The organism is Nocardioides sp. Z21_20 (genome assembly GCF_059766585.1).
Genome location: NZ_JCBAJX010000006.1, coordinates 211760 through 225110, shown reverse-complemented (window position 1 = coordinate 225110; position 13351 = coordinate 211760). Strand labels below are relative to the sequence as shown.

Annotated in this window: 13 protein-coding genes; 7 read left to right on the top strand and 6 right to left on the bottom strand. The window is 71.4% G+C overall.

Annotated features, from left to right (window positions below):
- The first annotated feature begins 87 nt into the window (after positions 1 to 87).
- The 6 genes from AC6EH9_RS12255 to AC6EH9_RS12230 all read left to right on the top strand — a co-directional run bounded on the left by AC6EH9_RS12255 (position 88) and on the right by AC6EH9_RS12230 (position 6917).
- A complete protein-coding gene (locus AC6EH9_RS12255; protein WP_498423477.1) occupies positions 88 to 1179 on the top strand; it encodes a BMP family lipoprotein in 1092 nt (363 codons plus the stop codon).
- A gap of 129 nt (positions 1180 to 1308) precedes the next feature.
- On the top strand, positions 1309 to 2856 hold the full coding sequence (locus AC6EH9_RS12250; protein WP_498423476.1) for an ABC transporter ATP-binding protein: 1548 nt from the start codon (positions 1309 to 1311) through the stop codon (positions 2854 to 2856).
- Positions 2853 to 3944 carry an ABC transporter permease gene (locus AC6EH9_RS12245; RefSeq protein WP_498423475.1) on the top strand — a complete coding sequence of 364 codons (1092 nt, stop codon included), beginning with the start codon at positions 2853 to 2855 and terminating at the stop codon, positions 3942 to 3944. Before AC6EH9_RS12250 ends, AC6EH9_RS12245 begins: the two co-directional genes overlap by 4 nt.
- A complete protein-coding gene (locus AC6EH9_RS12240) occupies positions 3941 to 5215 on the top strand; it encodes an ABC transporter permease (protein ID WP_498423474.1) in 1275 nt (424 codons plus the stop codon). The genes AC6EH9_RS12245 and AC6EH9_RS12240 overlap by 4 nt, the downstream gene beginning before the upstream one ends.
- A complete protein-coding gene (locus AC6EH9_RS12235) occupies positions 5212 to 5637 on the top strand; it encodes a cytidine deaminase (RefSeq protein ID WP_498423473.1) in 426 nt (141 codons plus the stop codon). Before AC6EH9_RS12240 ends, AC6EH9_RS12235 begins: the two co-directional genes overlap by 4 nt.
- Positions 5634 to 6917 carry a thymidine phosphorylase gene (locus tag AC6EH9_RS12230; protein WP_498423471.1) on the top strand — a complete coding sequence of 428 codons (1284 nt, stop codon included), beginning with the start codon at positions 5634 to 5636 and terminating at the stop codon, positions 6915 to 6917. Before AC6EH9_RS12235 ends, AC6EH9_RS12230 begins: the two co-directional genes overlap by 4 nt.
- Positions 6918 to 6999: 82 nt before the next feature.
- On the opposite strand, the gene AC6EH9_RS12225 is transcribed toward AC6EH9_RS12230, so the two are convergent.
- The gene (locus tag AC6EH9_RS12225; protein ID WP_498423470.1) at positions 7000 to 7452 is read right to left on the bottom strand and encodes a MaoC family dehydratase; all 453 of its coding nucleotides are present in this window, start codon (positions 7450 to 7452) and stop codon (positions 7000 to 7002) included.
- Between the two features lie 51 nt (positions 7453 to 7503).
- On the opposite strand from AC6EH9_RS12225, the gene AC6EH9_RS12220 reads away from it, so the two are divergent.
- On the top strand, positions 7504 to 8610 hold the full coding sequence (locus AC6EH9_RS12220) for an adenosine deaminase (protein ID WP_498423469.1): 1107 nt from the start codon (positions 7504 to 7506) through the stop codon (positions 8608 to 8610).
- Here the strand turns inward: AC6EH9_RS12220 and AC6EH9_RS12215 are convergent.
- From AC6EH9_RS12215 to deoC, 5 genes are all read right to left on the bottom strand, one after another.
- Positions 8582 to 9169 (bottom strand): hypothetical protein, encoded by a 588-nt coding sequence (locus tag AC6EH9_RS12215; RefSeq protein ID WP_498423468.1) that lies wholly within the window; start codon positions 9167 to 9169, stop codon positions 8582 to 8584. The two genes, AC6EH9_RS12220 and AC6EH9_RS12215, sit on opposite strands and share 29 nt — an antisense overlap.
- Before the next feature lie 7 nt (positions 9170 to 9176).
- Complete coding sequence (locus AC6EH9_RS12210) at positions 9177 to 9776, bottom strand: nucleoside/nucleotide kinase family protein (RefSeq protein ID WP_498423466.1); 600 nt, start codon at positions 9774 to 9776, stop codon at positions 9177 to 9179.
- A 228-nt stretch (positions 9777 to 10004) separates the two neighbouring features.
- On the bottom strand, positions 10005 to 10895 hold the full coding sequence (locus AC6EH9_RS12205) for an aldehyde dehydrogenase family protein (protein WP_498423465.1): 891 nt from the start codon (positions 10893 to 10895) through the stop codon (positions 10005 to 10007).
- Positions 10895 to 12337 carry an aldehyde dehydrogenase family protein gene (locus tag AC6EH9_RS12200; protein WP_498423464.1) on the bottom strand — a complete coding sequence of 481 codons (1443 nt, stop codon included), beginning with the start codon at positions 12335 to 12337 and terminating at the stop codon, positions 10895 to 10897. Before AC6EH9_RS12200 ends, AC6EH9_RS12205 begins: the two co-directional genes overlap by 1 nt.
- A gap of 5 nt (positions 12338 to 12342) precedes the next feature.
- Positions 12343 to 13332, bottom strand: coding sequence for a deoxyribose-phosphate aldolase (gene deoC / locus AC6EH9_RS12195; RefSeq protein WP_498423463.1), 990 nt, complete (start codon positions 13330 to 13332; stop codon positions 12343 to 12345).
- Between the last annotated feature and the right edge of the window lie 19 nt (positions 13333 to 13351).

Here is a 13351-nt window from a genome sequence, read left to right as displayed (position 1 = left end):
GTCCGCCAGCGGACACGCCTCGGGGAGGCTTACTGTTCTCACGGGTTTCGTCGGCTGGCGGAGCCGATACGGAACTGAGGAGGAGTCTTGCGCAAGCTTCGCAGGATTACGCTGGTCGTCGCGGCGAGCACGTTGGCACTGACCGGCTGTGGTGGTGGCGGCGACGACGACACCAAGGAGGCCAAGGGCTCCAAGGGTGGCGACGAGGCGGTCTGCAAGACCGCCGACGGTGACGGCCCCAAGATCGGCGTCGCCTACGACGTCGGTGGCCGTGGCGACCAGTCGTTCAACGACGCCGCCTACACCGGTCTGGAGAAGGCCGTCGAGGAGCTCGACGCCACCTGTGTCGAGGCCGAGGCCGGCACCGGCGAGACCGACACCATCCGCGGCAACCGCCTGCGGACGCTGGCCGAGCAGGGCTTCAACCCGATCATCGCCGTCGGCTACATCTACTCGCCGGCCGCCGCCGAGGTCGCCGCCGAGTTCCCGGACACGAACTTCGCCGTCATCGACGGCTTCGCCAGCTCGGTCGCCCCGGCCGACAACCTGGCCGACCTGACCTTCGCGGACAACGAGGGCTCCTACCTCGTCGGCGTGGCCGCCGCGCTCAAGAGCGAGGCCAAGCACGTCGGGTTCATCGGCGGCACGCCCGGTGACCTGATCAAGGGCTTCGAGGCCGGCTACGTCGCCGGTGTCAAGGCGGTGGACCCGCAGATGAAGGTCGAGGTCCAGTACCTGACCCAGGACCCGGACGACGGTGAGGGCGGCTTCGAGAACTCGCCCGGTGCTCGCACCGCTGCCGAGGGCATGCTCGACAAGGGCGTCGACGTGATCTACCACGCCGCCGGCAAGTCGGGCCTCGGCCTCTTCCAGGCCGTCGCCGGCCAGGACGGCAAGTGGGCCATCGGCGTCGACTCCGACCAGTACCTCACTGCCTCGGACGACCAGAAGGCGCACATCCTGACCTCGATGCTCAAGCGCATCGACACCGGTGTCTTCGACTTCGCCCAGGCGGTCGCCAACGACGAGGTGCCCAACGGCTTCGTGAAGTACGACCTCTCCAAGGAGGGTGTCGGCTACTCGACCTCCGGCGGCTTCGTGGACGACATCGCCGAGCAGATCGACGGCTACAGCGAGAAGATCGCCAACGGCGAGATCAAGGTTCCCACGGCACCCTGATCGTGCGCACCACCTTGCGGGCTCTTGCCCCGTGAGTTCCGGGCCCGGATCGGCCATCCCCCGCGGGCCGGTCCGGGCCCATCTGCGTCCAGCGGCAGCGCGCCGGCGGATCACACAGGAGGAAGTTTCGTGACAGACACGACCGAGCCGGTCGTCCCGCCAGGGGCGGTTGCGGTGAGGGTTGAGGGCATCGGCAAGAGCTTCCCGGGCGTGGTCGCCAACCACGACGTGAGCTTCTCGATCGGTCAGAGCACCGTCCACGCGCTGATCGGCGAGAACGGTGCCGGCAAGTCCACCCTGATGAAGATCCTGTACGGCGTGCAGAAGCCGGACGAGGGCACGATCGAGGTGAACGGCGAGCAGGTCAGCTTCAGCTCGCCCTCCGACGCGATCGACCACGGCATCGGCATGGTGTTCCAGCACTTCCAGCTGGCCGACAACCTCACCGTGCTCGAGAACGTCGTCCTGGGCGCGGAGAAGCGGCACGGCATCGGCGCCGCCGCCCGCGCGGAGATCGTGCGGATCTCCGAGGCGTACGGCTTCGACCTCGATCCCGACCTGCTGGTCGAGCGGCTGGGAGTCGGTGCGCGGCAGCGCGTGGAGATCCTCAAGGTCCTCTATCGCGGTGCCCGCATCATCATCCTCGACGAGCCGACCGCAGTGCTCGTGCCGCAGGAGGTGGACGCGCTCTTCGCGAACCTCCGCACCCTCAAGGCCGAGGGCCACACCATCGTCTTCATCAGTCACAAGCTCGACGAGGTCCGGGCCATCGCCGACGACATCACGGTGATGCGGCGCGGCACCACGGTCGCCTCGGTGAAGCCGCAGGGCATCACCTCGCGCCAGCTGGCCGAGCTGATGGTCGGCAGCGAGCTCCCCTCGCCGGCGACCGAGGAGTCCACCGTCACCGACGTGCGCCGCCTGGTCGTCGACCGGGTCACCTGCACCGACTCCACCGGACGCACCGTGCTCACCGACGTGGACCTCGTCGTCCACGCCGGCGAGGTCGTCGGCATCGCCGGCGTCGAGGGCAACGGCCAGACCGAGCTGGTCGAGGCGATCATGGGCATGGTGAGCCTCACGGGCGGCACCATCCACCTCGGCGAGCGCGACATCACCGCGCTGTCCGTGCGGCGTCGCCGCGAGCTGGGCATCGGGGTGGTCCCCGAGGACCGCCACCGCCACGCCCTCCTGCTGGACTCGCCGCTGTGGGAGAACCGCATCCTGGGCCACCAGACCCGCCGGCCGCTGGTCAGCCGCGGCTGGATCAACCGCAAGGTCGCCCGCGAGTCCGCGCGCCGCATCATCGCCGACTACGACGTGCGCACGCCCAGCGAGGAGACCACCGCGCGTGCCCTCTCCGGCGGCAACCAGCAGAAGTTCATCGTCGGGCGGGAGATGAGCTCCGGGCCGGACCTGCTGATCGCCGCGCACCCGACCCGCGGAGTCGACGTGGCGGCCCAGGCCGCCATCTGGGACCACATCCGCGAGGCCCGCCGCAGCGGGCTGGCGGTCCTGCTCATCTCGGCCGACCTCGACGAGCTGATCGGACTGTCCGACACCATCCGTGTGATCCTGCGAGGCCGGCTCAGCGAACGGCTCGACCCACAGCAGGTGACGGCCCAAGAACTCGGCTCGGCGATGACCGGAGCCGGCAAGGAGTCCCCGACCCCATGAACGCCGTACGACGAATCGGACTCAACCTGGCCGCCCCCGTGCTGGCCTTCGCGCTGGCCGGGCTGATCGCCTCCGCGATCCTGCTGAGCACGGACGCGGACGTCGGGCTGTTCTGGCGCACCCTGCTGGCGTGGCCCGAGCCGCGACAGCTCACCAACATCATCAACGGCGCCGCGATCCTCTACCTCGCAGGCGTCGCCGCGGCCATCTGCTTCAAGATGAACCTGTTCAACATCGGCGTGGAGGGCCAGTACCGCGTGGGCTCGTTCGTGGCGGCCTACGTGGCCGGCGAGGCCTGGCTGCCCGGGGCCGCGAACACCGTGTTCGCGATCGTGCTGGCCATGGTGGCCGGCGCCCTGTGGGCCGGCATCGCCGCCGTGCTCCGGGTGACCCGAGGGGTCAGCGAGGTGATCTCCACGATCATGCTGAACTCGATCGCCGGGCTGCTCGTCGGGTACTACCTGCGCAAGGTCGGCGTCAGCACGGGCAACTCGCGGGCCACCGAGCCGGTACCCGAGGAGAGCTGGGTGGGCGGCTTCTCGCTGCTGCCCGACGCGGCCAACGAGGTCTACGGACTCTCGATCCTCGCCGTCGTGGTCGGCGTCGTCTACGCGGTGGTGCTCAGCCGCACCAGCTTCGGCTTCGGGCTGCGCGCCACGGGAGCCTCGGAGACGGCCGCCAAGGCCGCCGGCGTGGACGTGAAGCGGATGATCGTCGTCACGATGCTGATCTCCGGCGCGATCGCCGGGCTGATCGGGATGCCGGTCCTGTTCGGCGAGGCGCACAGCTACGGCTCGTCGTTCCAGAGCGGCCTCGGCTTCTCCGGCATCGCGGTCGCGCTGCTGGGACGCAACCACCCCCTCGGCATCGCCCTGGGCGCCCTGATCTTCGCATTCCTCAACGACCAGGGAGCGCTGCTCAACATCCTGGTCGGGGTCTCCCCGGACATCGTCTCGGTCACCCAAGGCATCATCGTGCTCGCTGTCGTCGTGGCCTACGAGGTCGTGCGGCGCTACCGGGTCCGTCTCGAGCAACAGAGCGTCGCGCAGCAGATCGCCAGCGCCCAGCCCGAAGGAGTCAAGGCATGAGCGACACCCGTTCGCCGGCCGGCCTCACCCACAGGTCCGCGACCCCCGCTGCGCGGTGGAAGACCTCCACTCCGCTCCGCTGGATGCTGATGGTGGCCGGGGGGCTGATGCTGATCTCCCTGGTGCGCATCGTGACCGGGGTCGACGGCATCGACTCCGCCGGCGCGCTGCGCGCCGCGATCATCTCCTCGGTCCCGATCGCGCTGGCCGGCCTCGGCGGCCTGTGGTGCGAGCGGGCCGGCGTGGTCAACATCGGCCTCGAGGGGATGATGATCGCGGGCACCCTCGGTGCCGGCTACTTCACCTACCACTACGGGGTCGGTGTCGGTCTGCTCGGCGCGATCCTCTTCGGCGCCATCGGCGGCCTGATCCACGCCTACGCGACCGTGATCATCGGCGTCGACCACATCGTCTCCGGTGTCGCGATCAACATCATCGCGGTCGGCGTGGCCGGCTTCCTGGCCGAGGCGTTCTTCACCGGGCTGCCCGGTGGCGGCCCGACGCAGTCCCCGACCCTGCCGCGCACTCCGACGATCACGATCGAGCCGGTCGTCGAGTTCGCCAAGGACATGGAGGAGCGGCACTGGTTCTTCGTCTCGGACTTCTTCTCGGTCGTGGCCGCCCTCACCGACCGCATGTCGGTGGTGACCCTGCTGGTCTTCGCGCTCTTCGGGTTCACCGCCTGGATCCTGTGGCACACCTCGTTCGGCCTGCGTCTGCGCTCGGTGGGCGAGTCCCCGAGCGCCGCGGAGTCGCTGGGCGTCAACGTCTACCTCTACAAGGTCATCGCGGTCACCATCTCCGGCATGTTCGCCGGACTGGGCGGCGCCTACCTGGCCCTGGTGGCCTCCTCGGGCTACCAGAACGGGATGACCGGCGGGCTGGGCTACATCGGCCTCGCCGCGATGATCTTCGGCAACTGGCGCCCCGGCGGCCTGCTGCTGGGCGCAGGCCTCTTCGGCTACTCCACCGCGCTCGAGCTGCGCGGCGGCAGCGAGTCGGTGCACGCCCTGCTGCTGCTGGTCGGCGTGGTGCTGCTGATCCTCGGCGCCCTGCAGCTGCGCCGCACCGGTGTCTCCACGCGCGCGGTCGTCTTCGCCGGGCTGGGTGCGGTGTTCGTCGTGTGGTGGGCGCTCACCGACCGGATCCCGCCGGACTTCTCCAGCATGACGCCGTACGTCGCGACGCTGTTCGTGCTCGCGTTCGCCTCGCAGTCGCTGCGGATGCCGGCGACCGCCGGTCAGGTCTACCGCAAGGGCTCGGCGGGATGAGCACCGCCGACGGCGCCGACCCAGCCGACCCGGGCTGGGAGGAGCTCCGCCAGGCCGCTCGCGCCATGACGGCGCAGGCCTACGCGCCCTACTCGGGCTACCGGGTCGGGGCCGCGGCCCGGGTCGCGGACGGTCGCATCGTCGTCGGCTGCAACGTCGAGAACGCCTCGTACGGCGTGGCGCTCTGCGCGGAGTGCGGGCTCGTCTCGCAGCTCCACGCCAGCGGCGGGGGCCGGCTCACGCACTTCGTCTGCGTGCGCGAGGACGGGGACGTGATCATGCCGTGCGGCCGGTGCCGCCAGCTGCTCTTCGAGCACGGTGGGCCCGAACTGCTGCTACAGACGGTCTCCGGCATCCGCCGGATGGACCAGGTACTGCCGGACGCCTTCGGACCGGAAGCACTCGAAGGGAGAGATCAGTGAGCAAGCACGACGCCATCGAGGTGATCACCGCCAAGCGTGACGGGGGTGAGCTGAGCGACAGCCAGATCGACTGGGTGATCGACGCCTACACCCGCGGTGCCGTGGCCGAGGAGCAGATGGCGAGCCTCGCCATGGCGATCCTGCTCAACGGCATGGGTCGTCGCGAGATCGCCCGCTGGACCAACGCGATGATCGCGTCGGGGGAGCGGATGGACTTCTCCTCGCTGTCCCGCCCGACCGCCGACAAGCACTCCACCGGCGGTGTCGGCGACAAGATCACGCTGCCGCTGGCGCCGCTCGTCGCGGCCTGCGGGGTGGCGGTGCCGCAGCTGTCCGGGCGCGGCCTCGGCCACACCGGCGGCACGCTGGACAAGCTGGAGGCGATCCCCGGCTGGCAGGCGTCGCTGTCGAACGAGGCGATGCTCGAGCAGCTCGAGTCGGTGGGCGCGGTCATCTGCGCCGCCGGCACCGGGCTGGCCCCGGCCGACAAGAAGCTCTACGCGCTGCGCGACGTCACCGGCACGGTCGAGGCGATCCCGCTGATCGCCTCCTCGATCATGTCCAAGAAGATCGCCGAGGGCACCGGCTCGCTGGTCCTCGACGTGAAGGTGGGCAGCGGTGCCTTCATGAAGGACGAGGCGCGCGCCCGGGAGCTGGCCGAGACGATGGTCGCGCTGGGCAAGGACGCGGGCGTGCGCACGGTCGCGCTGCTCACCGACATGGCCACCCCGCTGGGCCGCACGGCCGGCAACGCGATCGAGGTCGCGGAGTCGGTGGAGGTGCTGGCCGGCGGCGGCCCCGCCGACGTCGTGGAGCTCACCCTGGCCCTGGCCCGGGAGATGCTCGCCGGCGCCGGGCGCGACGACGTCGACCCGGCCGACAAGCTCGCCGACGGCTCGGCGATGGACGCCTGGCGCCGGATGATCAGCGCCCAGGGCGGCGACCCCGACGCAGCGATGCCGCGCGCCCGCGAGGAGCACGTCGTCACGGTGCCCGTCAGCGGGACGCTGACCCGGCTCGACGCGATGGCGGTGGGCCTGGCGGCCTGGCGTCTCGGCGCCGGGCGCGGTCGCAAGGAGGACCCGGTCCAGGCTGGCGCCGGTGTGGTCTGGCACGCCCGCCCCGGCGACCGGGTGGAGCAGGGCCAGCCCCTGTTCACCCTGCTGACCGACGAGCCGGACCGCTTCGAGCGGGCGCTGGCCAGCCTCGAGGGCGGCTACGACATCGGTGACGCGGCGTCGTACACGCCCCAGCCGCTGGTGATCGACCGGATCTCCTGACCGGGCGCACCGCAGAGCCGGTCACCACCGCCGTCGCGCACGCTCCGAGAGGAGCCTGCGCGACGGCGGTCGTGCGTCCGGGTCAGGGCAGGAGCAGGACCACGGTCTCGGCGACGCAGGCGGGCTTGGTCTCGTTCTCGATCTCCACGACGTACTTCAGCGTCAGCTGCTTGCCGGCCGGGAGGTCGGTGACGTCGGCGACCGAGACGGTGGCCCGCACCCGGGAGCCGACCCGCACGGGGTTGGGGAAGCGCACCTTGTTGACGCCGTAGTTCAGCTTGGCGCCGGGCGTGGCCAGGTCGAAGACCTGGGTGCCCAGCCAGGGGACCAGCGAGAGCGTCAGGTAGCCGTGGGCGATGGTGCCGCCGAAGGGCCCCTGCTTCGCGCGCTCGACGTCGACGTGGATCCACTGGTGGTCGCCGGTGGCCTCCGCGAACTTGTCGACCCGGTCCTGGTCGATCTCGACCCACTCGGTGGTGCCGAGCTCTTCGCCGACAGCGGCGGCGACCTCGTCGAGGGTGGTGAACACGCGCATTCGTCTGCTCCTTGGTCTGGGACGTCAGGGTCCGGTGGGACAATGACGTGCATGACGACGTCCCACTCCCTCGCCGAACCTACCGCCGCAACGACGCCCACGTGGGAGCAGGTCCACCGCGCTCCCAAGGTGTTGCTGCATGACCACCTGGACGGCGGGCTCCGGCCGGCGACCATCGTCGAGCTGGCCGCGGAGATCGGCCACGAGCTGCCCGCCCCGGATGCCGAGTCCCTGGCCCGGTGGTTCACCGAGTCGGCGGACTCCGGCTCGCTGCCGCGCTACCTGGAGACGTTCGACCACACCGTCGCGGTGATGCAGACCGCCGAGGCGCTGACCCGGGTGGCCCGTGAGTGCGTCGAGGACCTGGCCGCCGACGGCGTGGTGTACGCCGAGATCCGCTACGCCCCCGAGCAGCACGTCGAGGGCGGGCTCAGCCTCGACGAGGTCGTCGCCGCGGTGCAGCGGGGCTTCGACGCGGGCACCGAGGCGGCCCAGGGCCGGATCGTGGTGCGCCAGCTGCTCACCGCGATGCGGCACCAGGCCCGCTCACGCGAGATCGCCGAGCTGGCGGTGGCCTGGCGTGACCGCGGCGTCGCCGGCTTCGACATCGCCGGCGCGGAGGCCGGCTACCCGCCCACCCGCCACCTCGACGCGTTCGAGTACCTGCAGCGCGAGAACGCCCACTTCACCATCCACGCCGGGGAGGCCTTCGGGCTGCCCTCGATCTGGGAGGCGATCCAGTGGTGCGGCGCGGACCGGCTGGGCCACGGCGTGCGCATCATCGACGACATCACCGTGCACGAGGACGGCTCCGTCGAGCTGGGCCGGCTCGCGGCCTACGTCCGCGACAAGCGCATCCCGCTCGAGATGTGCCCAGCCTCCAACGTGCAGACCGGGGCGGCCAAGTCGATCGCGGAGCACCCGATCGGGCTCCTCAACGACCTGCGCTTCCGGGTCACGGTGAACACCGACAACCGGCTGATGAGCGGCACCTCGATGACCGCGGAGATGTGGTCGCTGGTCGAGGCGTTCGGCTACACCCTCGACGACCTGCGCTGGTTCGCCATCAACGCGATGAAGTCGGCGTTCCTGCCCTTCGACGAGCGACTGGCGATCATCGACGGCGTGATCAAGCCCTGGTACGCCGACCCGTCCTGAGCGGCACCACCACCAGCCAGGGGACCCGCCAGCCCGACACCCTCAGCGGGCCGTCCACGAAGGCGGCGCGCGAGACGTCGACGGGCCGTCCCCGGGCCGGGTCGTAGCAGCGCAGCCGGCCGGGCTCCGCACCCACCACGAGCACCACGTGGCGCGGGGCCCGGCGGTTGCCGACGTAGAGCGGCGCCGGGGCGCGGCCGGCCAGCGCGTCCACCAGCCGGTCGAAGGCGCGAGCGCGCCCGCGCCTGCTGGGCCAGACCGCCCGCACGCCGTACGACGTGGCGGGGCGGCCGCTGGGGGAGCCGAGCAGCCGCGCCAGCGCCCAGGGAGCGGTGCCGAGCGCTCGCGGCCACGGGAGCTGTGGCCGGCCGTCCGGACCCAGCCACGAGGCGAGCCGGGCGTGCGTGGACGCGACCTCGTGGGCGAACCGCGTGCCCGCGGCGACCCACGCGCGGTACGGCGGATCGAGGAGCATCCGCGCGGTGACGGCGACCGCCGGCCCGCAGGTCGTCTGGTCGGGCTGGACCAGGCCCGTGGGGAAGGGCAGCGCCTGGTCCACGGGAGGCTCAGCCGTGGACGAGCGACTGGATGGCGTCGTAGGCGTCGTGCGGCCGCAGGGGCGTGCAGCCCAGCGCCACCGCGTGGTCCACCACGCGGCGCTGGTCGCGCATCAGCGCCGCGCCGCGGCGCACCAGGACCAGCGGGGGCTTGCGGTGCTCGCGCAGGTCCCGGGTGAGCCGGCGCCAGAAGGTCACCAGCGGATGGTGGTGCACGCAGTACGCCGCGGCGACCAGGCCGCGGGCACGGGCCGCCGGGACGATCTCCTGCGCGAAGATGCCCTCCGCCACGAAGAGCCGGTGATCGCCGAGGACGAGGGGCCGCGATCCGCAGCGGCCGTCCTGGGCGATCTCGTAGATCGGCACCTCCGCCCGCTGCTCGCGGCACAGGGTCTCGAGGGTCTCGAGCGCGTCGTCGTGCAGCCAGGACGCGGGGTCGTCCCAGTCGACCATGCCGGCGTTGGCGCCCTGCTCGATGCGCGGCAGGTCGGCGTCGCCGCCGTCACGGTAGAAGTCGTCGAGCCGGAGGACGGGGAGCCCGAGTCGCTCGGCGAGCCGGGACTTGCCGGAGCCCGACGGCCCGGCCAGGACGATCACTCGAGCGCGCACCGGATCATTCTGCCGCAGGCGGTCCGCGCTCCGGGACCAGGGGAGGTCAGTAGCCGGGCTGCGCGTCGCGGACCTGCTCGATGGCCTCCGGAGCGCGCCTGCCGCAAACGGTGGAAGGCGTCCTCCTGGTCCACCCGATGACCGACTACAGCCAACTCGAAGACCCGCTCGACAGGGTCATCGAGGCCGACGTGCACTCCCGCCCACGGAAGCCGACAAACCAGCCGCTCAGATCCCGATCGGGTGCCAGACCGTCTTGATCTCGAGGAAGTCCGTCATCGCATCCAGCGAGGGACGGACGCTCCAGTCCGGCTCGGCGTCCGGGGCCCGGCGGACCCGCTTCAGGTTCTCCGCGGCCCCGACCTCGAGCGCGGTGGCCAGCTCGGCGTCGCCGGCCACCCCGGTCAGGTCGATCGCGTTGACGTCCATGTGCGAGGCCAGCCACGGGCCGATCGTCGCGGCGGACCCGGTGAGCAGGTTCACCACGCCACCGGGCACGTCGGAGGTGGCGAGCACCTCGGCGAGGGTGATCGCCGGCAGCGGACGCTGGTGGGAGGAGACCACGACCGCGGTGTTGCCGGTGACGATCACCGGGGCCAGGACGCTGACCAGCCCGAGCAGGGACGAGCCCTGCGGGGCCAGCACCGCGACGACGCCGGTCGGCTCCGGGCTGGAGAGGTTGAAGTAGGGCCCGGCCACCGGGTTGGCGCTGCCGACGACCTGTCCGATCTTGTCGGCCCAGCCGGCGTACCAGACCAGCCGGTCGACCGCCTCGTCGACGACGGCCTCGGCCGCCGCCTCGTCGAGGCCCTCGGCCTGGCGCACGGCGTGCACGAACTGCGGGCGACGGTCCTCCATCACCTCGGCGACGCGGTAGAGGATCTGCGCGCGGTTGTACGCCGTGCGGCCGGCCCAGCCGCCGAACGCCTTGCGGGCCGCCACGACGGCGTCGCGGGCGTCCTTGCGGCTGGCCAGCGAGGCGTTGGCCACGAAGTTCCCCTCTGCGTCGTTGACGAGGTAGGAGTAGCCCGACTCCGAGCGGGGGAAGGCCCCGCCGATGTAGAGCTTCCAGGTCTTGCGGACCTCGATCCGCGTGGACTGCGAGTTGTCGCGCTTCATCACTTGAGGTACCCCTCCAGCCCGTGCCGGCCGCCCTCGCGGCCGTACCCGGACTCCTTGTAGCCACCGAAGGGGCTGGTCGGGTCGAACTTGTTGAACGTGTTGGCCCACACCACGCCGGCGCGCAGCCGGTCGGCCATCCACAGCATCCGCGAGCCCTTGTCGGTCCACACGCCTGCCGACAGCCCGAACGGCGTGTTGTTGGCCTTCTCGACCGCCTCGGCGGGGGTGCGGAAGGTCAGCACCGACAGCACCGGGCCGAAGATCTCGTCGCGGGCGATCCGGTGGGCCTGGGTGACGCCGGTGAACAGCGTCGGGGGGAACCAGAAGCCGCGCTCGGGCAGGTCGCAGGCGGGGGCCCAGCGCTCGGCGCCCTCGGCCTCGCCGATGGCGGAGAGGTCGCGGATCCGGGCCAGCTGCTCGGCGGAGTTGATCGCGCCGACGTCGGTGTTCTTGTCGAGCGGGTCGCCCACCCGCAGGGTGGCCATCCGGCGCTTGAGCCGGTCGAGGACGTCGTCGAGGACCGACTCCTGCACCAGCAGCCGGGAGCCGGCGCAGCACACGTGGCCCTGGTTGAAGAAGATGCCGTTGACGATGCCCTCGATCGCCTCGTCCATCGGGGCGTCGTCGAAGACGATGTTGGCGGCCTTGCCGCCCAGCTCCAGGGTGACCCGCTTGCGGGAGCCGGCGACCGTCTTCGCGATCTCGCGGCCGACGGCGGTGGAGCCGGTGAAGGCGACCTTGTCGACGTCCGGGTGCGCGACCAGGGCGCGCCCGGTCTCCCCGGCGCCGGTGACGATGTTGACGACGCCCGCCGGGAGGCCGGCCTGCTGGCAGATCTCGGCGAAGAGCAGCGCGGTCAGCGGGGTGGTCTCGGCCGGCTTGAGCACGACGGTGTTGCCGGCGGCCAGCGCCGGGGCGACCTTCCAGGCCAGCATCAGCATCGGGAAGTTCCACGGGATGACCTGCGCGGCGACGCCCACCGGCTGCGGGGTGCGGCCGTCGGCCAGCGGCTGGGCCACGGCGTACTCGAGCTTGTCGGCCCAGCCGGCGTAGTAGAAGAAGTGCGCCGCGGCGGTGGGCACGTCGACGTCGCGGGCCTCGCGGATCGGCTTGCCGTTGTCGAGGGTCTCCAGCACCGCCAGCTCGCGGCTGCGCTCCTGGATCAGCCGGGCGATGCGGTAGAGGTACTTGGCGCGCTCGCGGCCGGGCATCTTCGACCAGACCCGGTCGTAGGCGCGCCGGGCCGCCTTGACCGCGCGGTCGACGTCGGCGGCGTCGGCCTCGGCGACCTCGGCCAGCACCTCCTCGGTCGCGGGGTTGATCGTCTTGAACGGTGTGCCGTGGCCGTCGCCGAAGGCGCCGTCGACGAAGAGGCCGTAGGACTCCTGCAGGTCGACGATGCTGCGCGACTCGGGGGCGGGGGCGTACTCGAAGGTCATCGTCCTCAGTCCAGCGTGAAGTAGTCGGGACCGCTGTAGCGGCCGGTGCTCATCTTGGTGCGCTGCATGAGCAGCTCGTTGAGCAGGCTCGAGGCGCCGAAGCGGAACCAGTGCGGGTCCAGCCAGTCCGGCCCGGCCACCTCGTTGACGGTCACCAGGTACTTGATCGCGTCCTTGGCGGTGCGGATGCCGCCGGCCGGCTTGACGCCGACCATCTGGCCGGTGGCGGCGCGGAAGTCGCGCACCGCCTGGAGCATGATCATCGTGACCGGCAGGGTGGCGGCCGGCTGCACCTTGCCGGTGGAGGTCTTGATGAAGTGCGCGCCGGCCATCATCGCCAGCCACGAGGCGCGTCGTACGTTGTCGTAGGTCTGCAGCTCGCCGGTCTCGAAGATCACCTTGAGGTGCGCGTCGCCGCAGGCCTGCTTGACGGCCACGATCTCGTCGTGGACGTCGAGGTAGCGCCCGCTGAGGAACGCGCCGCGGTCGATGACCATGTCGATCTCGTCGGCGCCGGCCTCGACCGCGTCACGGGTGTCGGCGAGCTTGATGTCGAGCGCGGCCCGGCCGCTGGGGAACGCGGTGGCGACGGCGGCCACGTTGACCCGGTCGCCGACGACCTCCTTGGCGTGCGCGACCATGTCCGGGTAGACGCAGACCGCCGCGGTGCTCGGGCAGGTCGGGTCGGCCGGGTCGGGGCGCAGGGCCTTGGCCGACAGCGCCCGGACCTTGCCCGGGGTGTCCTGCCCCTCGAGCGTGGTCAGGTCGACCATCCGGATGGCCAGGTCCAGGGCGTAGGCCTTGGAGGCGGCCTTGATGGAGCGCGATCCCAGGGTTGCGGCCCGGGCATCGGCCCCGACCTGGTCGACGCCGGGAAGCCCGTGCAGGAAGCGGCGCAGCGAGGACTCCGAGCCGGTGATGTCGAAGAAGTCCCCTCCCGTCGGACCTGCTGCGGGAACGGCCGTTGCGGCAGCGTTGATGGGGGTGCTCGTCACCGAGCAAGCATAGGCCGAC

Coding starts and splice junctions, on each gene's coding strand:
- AC6EH9_RS12245 (WP_498423475.1), top strand. CDS start 2,853: ATGAACGCCGTACGACGAATCGGACTCAACCTGGCCGCCCCCGTGCTG.
- AC6EH9_RS12240 (WP_498423474.1), top strand. CDS start 3,941: ATGAGCGACACCCGTTCGCCGGCCGGCCTCACCCACAGGTCCGCGACC.
- AC6EH9_RS12235 (WP_498423473.1), top strand. CDS start 5,212: ATGAGCACCGCCGACGGCGCCGACCCAGCCGACCCGGGCTGGGAGGAG.
- AC6EH9_RS12225 (WP_498423470.1), bottom strand. CDS start 7,452: ATGCGCGTGTTCACCACCCTCGACGAGGTCGCCGCCGCTGTCGGCGAA.
- AC6EH9_RS12220 (WP_498423469.1), top strand. CDS start 7,504: ATGACGACGTCCCACTCCCTCGCCGAACCTACCGCCGCAACGACGCCC.
- AC6EH9_RS12205 (WP_498423465.1), bottom strand. CDS start 10,895: ATGAAGCGCGACAACTCGCAGTCCACGCGGATCGAGGTCCGCAAGACC.
- AC6EH9_RS12200 (WP_498423464.1), bottom strand. CDS start 12,337: ATGACCTTCGAGTACGCCCCCGCCCCCGAGTCGCGCAGCATCGTCGAC.